The sequence below is a fragment of the Anabaena subtropica FACHB-260 genome (genome assembly GCF_014697105.1).
In the GTDB taxonomy this organism is placed as follows: Bacteria; Cyanobacteriota; Cyanobacteriia; order Cyanobacteriales; family Nostocaceae; genus Trichormus; species Trichormus subtropicus.
In genome coordinates, this window is sequence record NZ_JACJRF010000014.1 from 15,388 (window position 1) to 31,079 (window position 15,692).

Annotated in this window: 13 protein-coding genes; 5 read left to right on the forward strand and 8 right to left on the reverse strand. The window is 40.7% G+C overall.

Going from position 1 to position 15,692, the window contains the following annotated elements; all coding sequences use genetic code 11:
- The first annotated feature begins 6 nt into the window (after nt 1-6).
- From H6G18_RS10365 to mgtE, 4 genes are all read left to right on the forward strand, one after another.
- A complete protein-coding gene (locus H6G18_RS10365; protein ID WP_190407022.1) occupies nt 7-1,296 on the forward strand; it encodes a glycosyltransferase in 1,290 nt (429 codons plus the stop codon).
- A 15-nt stretch (nt 1,297-1,311) separates the two neighbouring features.
- Complete coding sequence (locus tag H6G18_RS10370) at nt 1,312-2,352, forward strand: glycosyltransferase family 2 protein (protein WP_190407023.1); 1,041 nt, start codon at nt 1,312-1,314, stop codon at nt 2,350-2,352.
- 546 nt (nt 2,353-2,898) lie between these two features.
- The gene (locus H6G18_RS10375) at nt 2,899-4,428 is read left to right on the forward strand and encodes a mercuric reductase (RefSeq protein ID WP_190407024.1); all 1,530 of its coding nucleotides are present in this window, start codon (nt 2,899-2,901) and stop codon (nt 4,426-4,428) included.
- A gap of 132 nt (nt 4,429-4,560) precedes the next feature.
- Nucleotides 4,561-5,961: a magnesium transporter gene (gene mgtE, locus H6G18_RS10380; protein WP_190407025.1), complete on the forward strand. Its 1,401-nt coding sequence runs from the start codon at nt 4,561-4,563 to the stop codon at nt 5,959-5,961.
- A gap of 11 nt (nt 5,962-5,972) precedes the next feature.
- Here the strand turns inward: mgtE and H6G18_RS10385 are convergent, their stop codons facing one another.
- Nucleotides 5,973-6,230, reverse strand: coding sequence for a hypothetical protein (locus H6G18_RS10385; RefSeq protein ID WP_190407026.1), 258 nt, complete (start codon nt 6,228-6,230; stop codon nt 5,973-5,975).
- Between the two features lie 169 nt (nt 6,231-6,399).
- Nucleotides 6,400-7,257: an SDR family oxidoreductase gene (locus tag H6G18_RS10390; protein ID WP_190407027.1), complete on the reverse strand. Its 858-nt coding sequence runs from the start codon at nt 7,255-7,257 to the stop codon at nt 6,400-6,402.
- A gap of 459 nt (nt 7,258-7,716) precedes the next feature.
- Between H6G18_RS10390 and H6G18_RS10395 the strand changes: the two genes are divergently transcribed.
- Nucleotides 7,717-8,379, forward strand: coding sequence for a class I SAM-dependent methyltransferase (locus H6G18_RS10395; protein WP_190407028.1), 663 nt, complete (start codon nt 7,717-7,719; stop codon nt 8,377-8,379).
- Nucleotides 8,380-8,479: 100 nt separating this feature from the next.
- Here the strand turns inward: H6G18_RS10395 and atpC are convergent, their stop codons facing one another.
- From atpC to H6G18_RS10425, 6 genes are all read right to left on the reverse strand, one after another.
- Nucleotides 8,480-8,893 (reverse strand): ATP synthase F1 subunit epsilon, encoded by a 414-nt coding sequence (gene atpC / locus H6G18_RS10400; RefSeq protein ID WP_190407029.1) that lies wholly within the window; start codon nt 8,891-8,893, stop codon nt 8,480-8,482.
- Between the two features lie 161 nt (nt 8,894-9,054).
- Nucleotides 9,055-10,503, reverse strand: a complete 1,449-nt coding sequence (gene atpD / locus H6G18_RS10405) for a F0F1 ATP synthase subunit beta (RefSeq protein WP_190407030.1) — start codon at nt 10,501-10,503, stop codon at nt 9,055-9,057.
- A gap of 381 nt (nt 10,504-10,884) precedes the next feature.
- Nucleotides 10,885-11,697 carry a DUF1194 domain-containing protein gene (locus H6G18_RS10410; protein WP_190407123.1) on the reverse strand — a complete coding sequence of 271 codons (813 nt, stop codon included), beginning with the start codon at nt 11,695-11,697 and terminating at the stop codon, nt 10,885-10,887.
- Nucleotides 11,698-12,429: 732 nt separating this feature from the next.
- Nucleotides 12,430-13,329, reverse strand: a complete 900-nt coding sequence (locus H6G18_RS10415; protein WP_190407031.1) for a choice-of-anchor L family PEP-CTERM protein — start codon at nt 13,327-13,329, stop codon at nt 12,430-12,432.
- A gap of 613 nt (nt 13,330-13,942) precedes the next feature.
- Nucleotides 13,943-14,845 (reverse strand): alpha/beta fold hydrolase, encoded by a 903-nt coding sequence (locus H6G18_RS10420; RefSeq protein ID WP_190407032.1) that lies wholly within the window; start codon nt 14,843-14,845, stop codon nt 13,943-13,945.
- 4 nt (nt 14,846-14,849) lie between these two features.
- Entirely contained in the window at nt 14,850-15,689 is an 840-nt protein-coding gene (locus H6G18_RS10425; RefSeq protein WP_190407033.1) for an SDR family oxidoreductase, read from the reverse strand.
- Nucleotides 15,690-15,692 lie beyond the last annotated feature (3 nt).

Consider the following 15,692-nt stretch of genomic DNA (forward strand, 5'->3'; position numbering starts at 1 on the left):
AAAAATATGAAAGTAGCTTTCTTTGTCGCACATTTCCCCGTGCTATCTGAGCCATTTATTTTAAATCAAATCGTTGGGACTATCGAACGCGGACACGATGTCGATATCTACTCTCTCGATGGTCGTCCTCAAGACACATCTAAAGTGCATCCATTAGTTGAACAATATCAACTAATCGAACGCACAATATACGCTCCCACTCGTCCAACTAATGAGTTATGGCGTTGGGTTAAAGGTGTGAGTTTATTACTGCTGAATTTTTACAAAAATCCTAGTGTCTGTCTACAATTACTCAATACTACCCGCTACATTAGTCAAGCAAAATCCTTAAAAATGCTTTACCGAGCATTACCATTTTTAGAAAAGAAATCTTACGATATTATCCACTGTCAATTTAGTACTTTGGGCGTATTTGGTGTGTGGTTTCGTCAACTTGGTTTAATTGAAGGTAAATTAATTTCTACCTTCAGGGGTTCAGATATTAGTAAGTTTCTCCCTAAATGGGGTGAACAAGTTTATCAAAATTTATTCCAAGAAACAGACTTTTTCTTAGCCAATTGCGAATTTTTCAAAAATCAAGCAGTTGCTCTAGGTTGTGATGCAAATAAAATTCATGTCCACGGTTCAGGAATTGATTGTAGTAAATTCTTTTTTCAGTCTCGCTATTTTCCTGATGACGGTGTTATTCGCATTGCTACCACTGGACGCTTGGTAGAAAAAAAAGGAATTGAGTATGTAATTAAAGCTATTGCTAAAGTAGTTAAAAATTATCCTAATATTGAATATAACATTATTGGCGATGGAAAACTTAAAGAATCTTTTGAACAACTTATTTCTGAATTAAATATTAGCCAAAATGTAAAGTTATTAGGCTGGAAACAGCAAAAAGAAATTGTAGAAATATTAGATAAATGCCATATTTTTCTCGCTCCTAGTGTGACTGCTCAAGATGGTAATCAAGATGCACCAGTCAACACATTAAAGGAAGCGATGGCGATGGGTTTACCTGTGATTAGTACAAGACATGGCGGTATACCTGAGTTAGTCGAGGATGAGGTTTCTGGGTTTTTAGTACCAGAGCGAGATGTAGAGGCGATCGCCAATAAATTAACCTATCTTATCGAACATCCAGAATTGTGGGAAAAAATGGGTAAAGCTGGACGTGCGCGTGTTGAAGAAAAATACGACATGAACAAATTAAATCATGAATTAGTAGCCATATATCAACAAGTTTTACATAGTCAATTAACCACACAAAGTTTTCTAAAAACACAACTCATCTCATCAAAAAATTAATAGGAGTTCTCAACAATGTCAGAACCAATCATCACCCTTGTTGTTGTACCCCGCGAACGTTTTAGCTGTACTCAAGAATCACTGGAAAGTATTTACGAACATACGGAAATACCTTTCAAATTAATTTATGTAGATGGCAATTCCCCAACTAAAGTTAGTAAATACCTACAAATACAAGCCCAAACCAAAAACTTTAAATTAATTCGCACAGATTATTATCTTTCACCCAACCACGCTCGAAATATAGGTTTAAGTCACGTTGATACTAAATATTTAGTATTTGTTGATAATGATGTTGTAGTTTCTCCTGGTTGGTTAAAAGCCTTAGTTAACTGTGCAGAAACAACAGGCGCAACTGTAGTCGGGCCTTTAATGTGTGAAAAACAGCCGATACATCAAAGAGTCCATTTTGCAGGCGGAGAAAGCCACATCGTGATAGATGTCAAAGGCAGAAGACATCTACGTGAGAAAATGTACAAACAGGGTCATCAAGTATCAGATTTACGCCCCCAACTTCAGCAAACTGAAACAGAATTAGCAGAATTTCATTGCACCCTAGTTCGCACTGAAATATTTGAGCGAATTAGCTATTTAGATGAAGAAATGCTCAACACAAAAGAACACTTAGATTTTTGTATGAATGTGAGAGAAGCAGGCGGTAAGATTTATTTTGAACCTGATAGTTTAGTCACTTATGTACCAGGGCCTCCTCTTGAATGGAGTGATTTACATTTCTATATGCTACGTTGGAGTGATGCTTGGACTTTGGGAAGTTTACAACGTATCCGCGCCAAATGGAATTTATCTGAAGATGGTTATTTTCAAACCAAGTACAAAAAATTGGGTGTGAGAAGAGTGGCGACGATTATTAAACCTTTTGTGCGTCAAGTTAGCTTTGGAAATGAAAATAAGCCATTAAAAAGATTGTTGAAAAGGTTAGATAGAAAGCTCAACCGTTTTCTTACTGATAGATATGCCAAAATGCTACCACAGCAAAAACTTGAGCTAAGACCTATGAAGAAAGAGGTTTCACTAGTTCAAGAATTAAGTAGGTAGATATGATTAAGTTTGTAGTGAGCGATTTATCGCTTTCTTAGAGGTTATTTATAAAGCAAAAATAAAATTATTGTAGGGTGTGTTAGGCGCCGATTTCCAAGATGATTGGTCACGAAATAAATATCCTTGCGCCTAACGCACCGCCTCACGGATGGTGCGTTACGGCTAAATTGTCTTGTCTCTAAGTCACAAATCCTTTCATAGCCGTAACACAACGGCAATAAAGCGGGAAGAACATCTACACCGCTTTTTGCCTCCCCTACTTAAGATTTACTTTATAAATGGTCTCTTAACAGGTTTTAAAGGGCTATTCGCATAGCGTTCCCGTAGGGTAGCCCTGACTACGAACTTTTATTTTATTAAGCCTTTCTACTTAACTTAGATTTGATAATCTTGAATATAAAATTAAACCTGAAATTTTGTTAACAGCTTTCAGGGAATCATTCATTTTTTCCATCCGTTTTCTGAATTTCCTGATTTTGAACTGTGAATTTTGTAGCTTGCTTACAATAGGATAATTTGGATTGCTGAGAGAGGTTACACCCAATGTCCAATTCCGAACTAGATAGAGTCATCGTTCGCCCAGTGGATGAATATAATCAGAAACTGGTTGCTCATGTGCATCCGCCCAATTGGGTGAATCCCCAACCTGCTGATAATTATGATTTGGTGGTCATTGGTGCGGGGACGGCTGGCTTGGTGGTGGCGGCGGGTGCGGCTGGTTTGGATGTGGGTTTAAAGGTAGCGTTAATTGAAAAGCATCTCATGGGTGGAGATTGCTTGAATGTGGGTTGTGTACCTTCTAAAACTATCATTCGGTCTTCGCGGGTGGTGGGGGAAATCGGGAATGGCAAAAATCTAGGGATTAATATTCCCCATCAGATTGATATTGATTTTCCCGCAGTCATGGAGAGGATGCGGCGAGTCAGAGCCGGAATTAGCCATCATGACTCGGCTGAACGCTTTGCATCCCTGGGAGTTGATGTTTTTTTGGGTAGCGGTAGATTTGCTAGCAGCAACACCGTGGAAGTGGCTGGTAAAACCCTTAAATTTAAAAAAGCTGTGATTGCTACTGGTGCGAGAGCAACAAAACCTGCCATTATCGGCATTGAAGAAGCTGGGTATTTAACTAATGAGACGGTTTTTTCTCTCATTCAAAGACCAGAAAAGTTAGCAGTGATTGGTGGCGGCCCCATCGGTTGCGAATTATCGCAAGCATTCCGGCGCTTGGGGAGTGAGGTAGTACTAATTCATAACGGTTCCCACGTCCTGAATAAAGAAGATGCTGAGGCGGCGCAAATTGTCCAACAGGTGTTAATTCGAGACGGGATTCGCCTAGTATTAAATGCCAAGGTAGAAGAAGTAGTAACTGTCACGGAAGGTAAACGGTTGTACTTTTCTGTTAACGGTTATCGTGATTCGGTGACAGTGGATGAGATATTAGTGGGTGCGGGGCGATCGCCTAATGTGGAAGGGTTAAATTTGGAAGCAGTCGGGGTAGAATACGACAAGCGTCGGGGTGTGGTAGTCAATGATTATCTGCAAACAACCAACCCAAAGATTTACGCTGCTGGTGATATCTGCATGGATAAGAAATTTACCCACGCAGCCGATGCAGCCGCACGTATTGTCATTAAAAATACCCTATTTTCTCCCTTTGGCTTGGGAAGGTCAAAATTGAGTAGTTTGGTGATGCCTTGGGTAACTTATACTGACCCAGAAATTGCCCATGTAGGAGTCTATGAAAGTCAAGACGTAGAGACCATTAAAGTTCCTTTTAGTAGTGTAGACCGAGCGATCGCCGATGCCCAAGAAGATGGTTTTCTGAAAATTCACCATAAAAAAGGCTCAGATGAAATTGTCGGTGCAACCATTGTGGCGAGTCATGCTGGTGAGATGATTTCGGAAATTACAACGGCAATTGTCAATAAAATCGGCTTAAACAAGCTCAGTAACGTTATTCATCCCTACCCCACTCAAGCAGAAGCAATTAAAAAAGCCGCAGACACCTATCGCCGCACTCTTTTGACACCAAAGACCAAAAAACTTTTGGGATTTTTAACCAAGTTTTCTTAAAAAAACAACCATCAACTGACAAGCACAGCACTTAAAAGTAGAAAAAATCACAACAAGTTTAACGTCATCTATTCCACTATCCCTTAGACTAATGGCAGCAACCTTGTTCAGACTGGTCGAGGAAAGTGGAAAGTGACAGAGAAGAACAATTTAAACTCTACCCTTCAGGATGTGCCACGTAGGGAATTGCGCGATTTAGTGCGGACTCAACTGCGAATCCTCTTAGAAGCAGGAGATTTGCAGGGAGCAAAAGCAATTCTCGTACCTGTACAGCCTGCGGATATTGCCGAAGCGATTGAAGGTTTACCGGAGACGATGCACGCTTTGGCTTTCCGCTTACTTTCTAAGGATGAAGCAATTGAAGTTTATGAATATCTCGACTACAGCGTCCAAGAAAGATTAATTGAAGAACTGAAAAGTCAAGAAATCCGTGATATTGTCGATCAAATGTCTTCAGATGACCGAGCCAGGTTATTTGATGAATTGCCTGCTAAGATTGTCAATCAGCTACTAGAACAACTCAGTCCGACAGAACGCCAAGCCACAGCCCTAATGTTGGGTTATGAAGCCGATACAGCCGGGCGCATCATGACTCTTGAGTTCATTGGGCTAAAAGAAAATATGACGGTAACACAAGCCCTAGAGCGCATTCGCAGCCTAGCTAATGCCAGTGAAATGATTTATTATCTTTACGTCACTGACCAAGCAAGGCGTTTAACAGGGATTGTCTCACTGCGGGAGTTGGTGACATCCCAGCCAGAACAAAGTATTGGCGAGGTGATGACTCGTGATGTGATTTTTGTCAACACAGACACCCATCAAGAAGAAGTAGCTAGGTTGATTCAACGGTATGATTTTCTAGCTGTGCCTGTGGTGGATAGACAACAGCTTTTAGTCGGGATTGTTACTGTCGATGATGTGATAGATATTCTAGAAGAGGAAACCACCAAGGATATCTACGCTTTAGGTGGTGGTGTCCAGTCTAGTGGTGATAATTATTTCCAGATGAACTTACTAGAAGTAGCTCGCAAGCGCGTCCTCTGGTTATTCGTACTACTAATCACCAATACTGTGACTGGGACAATTATTAAGTCACAAGAGGATATTTTATCGAAAGTCGTCACACTAACTGCATTTATCCCTTTGTTGACTGGTACTGGTGGGAACGTGGGCGCTCAGTCTTCTACAGTTGTCATTCGCGGGATGAATACAGAAGAAATTAGAGCGCTTGGTGCTTGGCAAGTAATTGGCCGGGAAGCGATCGCCGGTGCTTTATTGGGAGGTATGTTAGGTACTGTCGCCACTGTGTGGGCTTATTTTCTCCAAGGTAGAATCGAAGTAGCGATCGCAGTAGGTGCTAGTTTAATCGCTATCTCTGTTTTAGCTTCTATCTCTGGTTCGGCACTGCCATTTTTATTTCGCTTCTTGCGTTTAGATCCAGCTTTGATGTCAGCACCATTTATTACTACAGCCGTTGACGTACTTGGGGTTTTAATTTACTTCAATTTGGCACGGGCAATTTTAAGGTTGTGAATTCTTAATATTTACAATTCTGAAGCTGTATCAGGAGCAATGATCTCACCAGTACCCAAGTTGAGGATCATGTCTTGGTCGGTAATCAATTCGCTCAATTCTTTAACTTGTAAATTCATTTCCTCACACGCTTTTCTCAATTCTCGTGCAAATCTATTCAGATCATCACCATAGCCACATTGGTAAGCAGCAGCTTCGATTCCCTGCTTGGCATTTGCCCTCGCACAATCTACTAATTCTGTACCATGTAATGGTTTGAGGGATGACATAAGCTATCTTGAGTTTCTCTTAGATGTTCCTTATTATATATAACAATTGTTCAGTATAGAATCATCTCTCTATTGACAGACATACAATAGAATTGAGAAGCTAGGGGTAGGAATTCAGAATAAACAAAAGATAATTTATTCTGAATTCTAGATTCTAAATTCTGACTATTTAACCGTTAACTACTGCTCCACCATTGGGATGCAGAACTTGTCCAGACATATAAGAGGAGTCATCAGAGGCTAAAAACACATAACTAGGTGCGACTTCTTCCGGTTGTCCTGCTCGTTGCATAGGTACTTGTTTACCAAAGGTTTCTACTTTCTCTTCTGGAAATGTTGAGGGAATTAAAGGTGTCCAAATCGGCCCTGGTGCAACAGCATTAACTCGAATTCCTTTACTAACTAAATTTTGTGATAAGGAACGGGTAAAAGCAACAATTGCACCTTTTGTTGAAGAGTAATCAAGTAGTTGCGGACTACCTTTATAAGCTGTAACTGAGGTGGTATTGATAATTGCACTACCTTCTCTTAGGTGTTTGACTGCTGCTTTTGTCAAGTAAAACATTGAGAAAATATTAGTGCGGAATGTCCGTTCTAACTGTTCTTTCGTAATATCCTCAATGGTTTCTTGGGGATGTTGTTCAGCAGCATTGTTAATGAGAATATCCAGTTTACCAAACTCATCTACTGTTTGTTGAATCGCACGCTGACAAAAAGCCTCATCAGTAATATCCCCGGCGATAGATACCGCACGCCGTCCTTGTTCTTCTACTAAATTTTTGGTTTCTTCCGCATCGCCATGTTCACTCAGGTAAACAAAGGCGACATCTGCACCTTCTTTAGCAAAGGCGATCGCTACAGCACGACCAATCCCACTATCTCCACCTGTAATTAAGGCAACTTTATCTTTTAACTTACCACTACCCCGGTACTGAGCATCATCAGCTTTGGGTCTTGGCTGCATTTTTGATTCAGTACCCGGTGGCTGTTGTTGCTGTGGTGGTTGTAATGTTTGTTTCTTAGACATCTATTTCTCCCAGTAATACTTCAGCAATTTTTCATTGGAATTAAAAAATTCTTGGACTTTTTTAATTCTCACAATTAAACCTTGGATCGAAAATTCAACCCAAGGTTAAATTGTGTTTTTGCTCCCACTTGCAAACTGCAAATGTAGGCATTTTCACCCCGGATGTTAGCCAAACGTACTAGTTGTTAGCCAATGTACGCGACTGACACAATTGCTCCTCACACCTGACACACAAGAATTAATCTGACCACGAAAAACAATTACACAACTCTCTTTCGATGCAGGATTTACCCTATTCATCTGCCTTAAAATTAACTATTATGTAATCAATATTTATCGGTCTTTGGGTGGAAAGAAATATCAAATTTTCTCAATCTAGAGAGGGAAAAAAAGTTACTATGCAGAAGATAGAAGAAAACTAAGCATTAAGTAATTTATTACGAATTACGAATTAATATTATGACAACTCGCACTATAGGAATCCCATCACCTTTGTATGATTATTTACTATCCGTTTCTTTGCGGGAACCGGAAATATTAACTCAATTACGACAAGAAACATCCCTGCATCCTGTGGGGAGAATGCAGATTGCGCCAGAACAGGGACAATTTATGGCGTTGCTGGTGCAATTGTTGGGGGCAAAGAAAACTTTAGAGGTGGGGGTATTTACAGGTTATAGTTCTTTAGTGATTGCTCTAGCTTTACCACCGGAAGGAAAGGTTGTCGCCTGTGATATTAGTGAAGAGTTTACCGCGATCGCCAGACGTTATTGGCAGCAAGCGGGAGTAGCAGATAAAATTGACCTCCATTTAGCTCCAGCCTTGGAAACATTAGATAAATTACTAGCAGTCGGTGAAGCCGAAACCTTTGACTTCGCCTTCATTGACGCAGACAAGAGCAACTATGAAAATTATTATGAGCGATCGCTGCAATTAATCCGTCCAGGCGGTCTAATTGCCATTGATAATGTGCTTTGGTCTGGTAGAGTCGCCGATCCGGAAATTCAAGATAATCGGACTCAGAAAATCCGCGCCTTCAACCAAAAACTATTCCAAGACCAGCGCATCACCCTAAGTTTAATCCCCATTGGCGACGGATTAACCTTAGCACGCAAGAAATAAAGCCCATTACCAACCCCACAGATATTATCAGTGTTCAATAATTTTTAATTGATAAAGGGTGAGCAAATTGCCCACCCTGAAAAACTTGGTATGTATGGATTTAGACCAAACCGCCAGCCGCTTGAAAACGAGCGCGAGCGCGTTTAAAAGCTTGACTTGCTTGGATTTGGGCTTGGCGATCGCCTGCGGGTACTTGATTCAGCTTTGTTTGCGCTTGGCTGTAAGCAGTACGTGCTTCTTCCAGGTTGATTTTGTCGCCACGTTCACCACCATTTACCAGGATGGTGACTTCATTTTCTTCAACTTCGGCAAAACCACCCAACAGGGCGATCGCTTGCCAATTTTGGCTCTTGCTGGCGCGTACTCGTAGTACACCAATATCCAGCGCGGTTAACAGTGGAGCGTGTCCACTCAGGATACCTAGCTGACCGGTAGTGCTGGGTAAAACCACTTCATCAGCTTCCGCATCCCACACTGTTTTATCTGGGGAAATTACACGGACAGTTAGGGTCATTTTTTCAGTTGTCAGTTATCAGTTATCAGTTATCAGTGCTGAGTTATGAGTTAAAGGGTATTTTAAAAAGCACATCAGCAACAAGTAAAGAGACATTACTCATTACTCATTACTCATTACTCATTACTCATTACTCATTACTCATTACTCAGCACTACTGTTTAGCCTTTGAGTTTTTCGGCTTTGGCGATCGCTTCGTTGATGTCGCCTACCAAGTAGAAGGCTTGCTCTGGCAGATCATCCAATTCACCAGATAGAATCTTCTGGAACCCTTTGATGGTGTCTTCTAACTTCACGTACTTACCAGGAGAACCTGTGAATACTTCAGCTACGAAGAAAGGCTGAGACAAGAAACGCTCAACTTTCCGGGCCCGTGCTACGATGAGTCTGTCTTCTTCAGACAGTTCATCTAGACCCAAAATAGCGATGATGTCTTGCAATTCTTTGTAGCGTTGCAAGGTTGATTGCACAGCACGCGCAGTGTTGTAGTGTTCGTCACCAACAATGTTGGGCTGCAACATGGTAGAAGTCGAACCCAGGGGATCTACCGCCGGATAAATACCTTTAGATGCCAAACCACGAGATAATACTGTCGTACCATCCAAGTGAGCGAATGTGGTTGCAGGTGCGGGGTCAGTTAAGTCATCCGCAGGTACATATACTGCTTGAATTGAGGTAATAGAACCTTCGGTGGTGGAGGTAATCCGTTCTTGCAGTTGACCTACGTCAGTACCCAAGGTTGGCTGATATCCCACAGCAGAAGGCATCCGACCCAACAGCGCTGATACTTCAGAACCAGCTTGTACGAACCGGAAGATGTTGTCAATAAACAAAAGTACGTCTTGTTTGTTGACATCGCGGAAGTATTCCGCCATTGTCAAACCAGACAAACCAACCCGCATTCTCGCTCCGGGTGGTTCGTTCATCTGACCGTACACCAACGCAATCTTCGATTCGTTGAGGTTCTCGTTGTTGATGACCCCAGATTCAATCATTTCGTTGTAAAGGTCATTCCCTTCACGGGTACGCTCTCCCACGCCAGCAAACACAGACACGCCACCATGCTGGGTTGCGATGTTGTTAATCAACTCCATCATGATTACGGTTTTGCCGACACCCGCACCGCCGAACAGACCAATTTTACCGCCGCGTCGATAGGGTGTGAGGAGGTCAACAACTTTAATCCCAGTCTCGAAAACGGAAGGCTTAGTTTCCAGTTCGGTTAATTTGGGAGCAGGACGGTGGATAGGTAAGGTTTCTTGGTTGTTGACTGGGCCTCTGTTGTCTACAGGTTCGCCAAGAACGTTGAAAATCCGTCCCAGAGTTGCTTTACCAACGGGTACGCTGATGGGAGCGCCTGTATCGACGACTTCCAGACCACGGACTAAGCCATCGGTGGAACTCATAGCAACGGCGCGTATTTGGTTGTCGCCCAAAAGCTGCTGTACTTCGACGGTGAGGTTGAGTTCCTGTCCAGCTTCGTTAGTGCCTTTGATGGTCAAAGCGTTGTAGATTTGCGGTAATTTTCCGCCAGGGAATTTAACGTCTACAACCGGACCAATGATTTGGGTAATGTAACCGATGTTTGTTTTTTCTGCGGTGGTGACCATGCTGCGCCTAATGGTTGAAGCTATATTTCAGAATGGGTCTTAGAAGACATAAGATTATGCAATGTCATCTTTCACTCTAACACCGGAGGGGGACAGAGTTCCGTTAGTAATTCCTTAAAAAGTAGTTCGGCGACTTTATTCCCACCAGCTTGATTGAATGACCCAACTGTATATCATAAATTGATTCTTCAGACTTACAACATCGAAAAACTTGGCTTAAGTATGGTGTGTGTAGCCTGACAACAAAAACAAAAAAAAGAAGCGACAATCTACAGAGTCACTTCCCTTGGGAAAATCAATGATGATTATTTCTCATTCAGACTTACGCATTGATCACAAACAGCCCGTTGTTGCTTGGGCATTGGTCAGTTTGCTGGGATATTAGCACTTAACTGACTGCTTTTGATGACGTTTGAGCTTGGTGGTTACACCGAACGCACCCAAACCTAATAAACCAATCAGAGTAGCTGGTTCGGGAGTTGTTGTAGGAGGCTCTGAAATAATTTCTCTTCTGAGTTTCAGTTCAACTGTGTCAGCGAAATCTTGGAAAGTATTGGCTTGTAAAACAAACGAATCCGTACCACCCTTGACGTTATCGTTATAGAAGTTGAATAGAGATGTGCTGTTACCAATGACTAGACCGTTGATGGCATCAACACCAGCTGCTAAAGCAGCATCGCGGGCAGCAGATGTAGCAGCTGCGTTGCTTGTACCGTCGCCAGATACGTCAATTACTTGACGGCTGCTTTCAAACTCATTATTAAAGATCAGAGGGGTAGCAAAATTAATTGCCGATCCGATAACAGTACCTCCACTGAAGGGGCGAGTTGTCGCACTAATTGCATTCGCAAAGTTTTGGGACGCTTCCACACTATCAATTAGTGTCCAGCCTACAGACTGTTGCTGCTGATTAGCAGCAGACCAATAGATTAAGTTAACAGCAATCTTGCCGGTGTTTCCCTTCGAGATAAAGTTGTTGAAAAGATCAGCATTATTAAAAGCATCTACATAGCCTTGTTTTTGCAAGTTGAATTCACTGGCGCTGATACTACCAGATACATCAACAAGTAAAGACAACTCTGTATCAACAAGAGTAGCAGCATAGGCGCTTGTGGACATAGCCAGAGCTGACAAGGTACCAGCTACTGTTGTGAAGGTTGCCCGGAAAAAGAATGAGGTCTTCATGAGATTAATCTCGCTAAATCAAAAATGTAGATTCCAACTGTGAAATTACTGACTCTATCGCAGTAAGTAGTCCAAGTGAAGACTTTGGATGCAGTTGCTCATCAGTAAATCTCTGTAAGAGGCTTTAATCAGGTACTTTGTTGCGATCGCACACAATATCAACCCTGAAAAAACACTGAGAATAGCGTTTTCTTTACCTTTATTTGACTTATGAGCAAAACTTTACTCCGTGTTTTCCTCATCTGCACACTTAATAGATTAGGTTAAATTTACTTAATCCACTAGTAGTAGTTCGATACCTTCACACAAAAAACATATTGTTGAGTCTGCTTGTTTATTGAACAAAACCTAGCTCTTATCTGGCTTATAGTAGTTTTTGATCTCAAATATCTAGCTTGGGTAAATATGAATTTTCTATGTAAATCTACTGTTGTTTAACCACCCACTGAGATTATTGTGGCTGATTTTTAACACCATACCATAGTTAATAACCCGCAATTATTAAGGTTAAAAGCTTGCAATATGAAGTGATTATTTATCTGCACTAAAAAGTTTTAGTAGCGCGGCAAGCTTAAAATGTTTGGTTGATCAATTATATTAGTCTCCAATTATGGTATGTCTATTTTTTGAATCCAGCAAAATTAATGGAACAGACTAGTAGGCAAAAATAAAAACTGCCGTGTTGCTGATTCTTCAATACGGCAGTTATGAATCTAGAATTTCAGTATCAAAATTCTCTTGTTAGCACTTAACTGATTGGTTTTGATGGCGTTTGATCTTAGAGGTTATGCCAAAAGCACCCAAACCCAGTAAACCAATCAGAGTTGCTGGTTCTGGAACAGTGTTTGGTGGTGGTGGCTCAGAAGAGAAAGTACCGCCTGCAATAAATACAGCAGAATCAAAAACACCATCACCTGCATCTGCAATTGCCAGTTTAATTCTACGCGTTCCAGTCAGTCCTGTTGCTTGAGCTGTGAAGACTCTTGTAAAACCGTCATATTGGATATTGAAAAATGGGCCACCATCAGATGGGTCGTTATTGATAAATAACCCTGGATTTGAAGCACCAGTACCCAAGGGGTTGCCACCATTAACATTGTTAATTGAAACTGGTGTGGTAGTTCCAGGGATGAGAGCAATGTTCACTCCATCCAAGAAGAAACCAAAGACATCGTTAAACGGACTATTGGTAAATTCGTTGTATTCTTCGGATGCAAAAACGTAGTTAAAGAACAAATTACCTGTATCTGAGGTAAAGTCAAATTCCAAAATAGCAGCATCCTGGGTAGTAAATCCAGGAATCAAGCTGTTTAAGTCAGCATCTCCGGGGAATCCGTTATTAACTCCTGCATCATCCAAGGTATTGGGGCCAACTGCCAAGTCAGCTCTACCACTGGTGAGAATGATACCTTTATCTATGCCAATGCCTGAAGAAAAACCATTAGAGAAAGTTCCAGATGCCACCGGTGAGCCATTGTAGGTAACATTGGAAATAGTGATACCAGTACCCAAAATTTCATTAACTAAAGCGTTAGGGTCGCCAGTAGTCGTAATGTTAATAGCTTGAGCAGGCGCAGTTACTAACCCTAAACCTACGACGGTAAAAGCACTATGCTTCAAAAAACTAGCCAAAACTTTCATTATGTTTATCCTTTAAGAAGTAGTTAACACATCTACGCACTTTAATTGCGTGATTCATGCGTAATTGCAAATTCCCCATACCAAACTTTTTGGCATGATCACTTACAATCACTTTGTGACGAGAGGTAAATGCGTGATTTTTTAGTGCGATCACATACAATAAAAACCCTGAAAAAACACTGAAATGTTTTTTTCTTTGCCTTTATTTTGACTTATGAGCAAAACTTTACTCCGTGTTTTCCTCATTGGCATACTTAACACATTAGGGCAAATCTACTTAATCCACTAGTAGTAGTTCGATACCTTCACACAAAAAACATATTGTTGAGTCTGCTAGTTTATTGGAGTTTATTGGCCAAAACCTAGCTTTTCTCTGGCTCATAATAATTTTTGATCTCAAATATCTAGCTTGGGTGAATATGAATTTTCTATGTAAATCTACTATTGTTTAACCACCCATTGAGATTATTGTGGTGAATTTTCAACACCATAGTTAATAACCTGTAATTATTAAGGTTAAAAACTTACAATATCAAGCAATTACTTATCTGTGCTAAAAAGTGCTTAATAGGGTTAATTTTAGAGAAATTATCTAAATAAGTCGGGTAATTAGCTAGGTGTTAATTTGGGCGATCGCTCTCACAAATTCTGATGTAGACTCATAAGGTAGAACGTTTCTTCCTGGTATTTTCACACCTCTACCTTGTGGTAAACAAGCCAGATAATCCGCTAAAGTGTCGTCAGCCGTCGCTGCTTTCCCTTCTTTGCTAATACTTGACGCTGATTCTCCCAAAACTACTAGTGTGGGTTGTTTGATAGCTGCAATCAAGCTAGTGTAATCCTGTCGCCAAAACCCAGCTAAAAACGAAAATACAGCGTGGCGAGTGGCTGGATTTGCTGCACCTGCGACTAAACTATCTAGCCACTCTGCATCAACAGTATCACCAGAAGCAAATAAGCTGCGAGTGGAGAAAGAACTCAAAAATTTTGGTGTACGTGCATAACGATAAAAAGCATTACCTACAGGTGAATCAAAAATATTCCAAGCTAATCTCTGGCGCCAGTCTGGTGATTTTTTGGTAATTACAGGCCAAGTTGGTGGCCCTGAAAGTACGAGTTTAGCAATTAAATTTACTTCTAGTTGTAATAACTCTAATGCTACTGGTAATAATCCACCTTGCACTACTAAAATCACAGGTGTTTTGATTACAGTTTGTAAAAAATAATGTAATTGCTCTGCCCAATCTTTGGGGGTATAAGCTATGTGGGGTTTGTCGCTTTCGCCGCATCCTAATAAATCGGGATTATAAATAAGATTGCGTTGACCCGTAGCATACCACTCACGACAAAAACGTTGCCAGAATTTACCAGATAAGCCTACACCAATAGGATGAATTAATAATAAAGGAAGTCCTTCATGACTAGATTCGGTGGGTTGATAAACTTGATAAGCGCAGCGATAATTCTGCCAATGATAAAAATGTGTATTTCCGAAGTCTATGTTATTTGTTTGCATAAAATTATTTATAACTCTGCTCAAAAATTATCCTTTGGTGAATTATTTTATATCCAGCTTCTTTGATTTTTTGATTAGCAACCTTGGCATTACAAAGGCGATTACTCTTTAGAGTGTCATCCCAAATTACCTTAGGTAAATTATGATAATCCATGAGACTATCTAATAATTTTTTAATAGTTAAATATCCATCATCCACTAAATTATAAATACCTTGTAATTGATTTTGATAGACAAATTCTATAGCAGCAACAATATCATCTAAGTGAATCCAGTTGGTAATATCACTGCCATCACCAGGGCGAGTTGTACCAGGAACTCTACTAAATATTTTTATCAATTCTCTACCAGGTCCATAAATCCCACCCAAGCGCAAGATACAAACTCGGAGTTGTTCATCAGAAGCTGCTAGTAAAATATCTTCTGTTTCCTTGAGAATTTCTGCATTCCTACTCGTAGGTATAGCAGGTGTTTCTTCATCTACCCACTCACCATTTCTATCACCATAAACTGAATAAGTGCCTGTGTATATCAGTTGTTTGACGCTGGAATTTTGTTGTAAAGCAGCAACTACAGTTTTGGCAGTATTTAAATATGCTGTTTCATATAAATCAGCACCTTTTGCTCCCACACTCAACAAAACTACATCTTGATTTTGCAGGGTGCTTACTAATTTATCTAGCTCATTTCCTTGAGTGACTACAACTTTGTGGGCAATTTTTTGTAGTTCTGTCACACGTTCAGGTGTAGTGGTAGTGGCTGTGATTACCAAGTTGGGATTTTGTCGCCAATACTGCGCGATCGCATTCCCAACATAACCGCACCCGATAATTGTAATATTCATTAG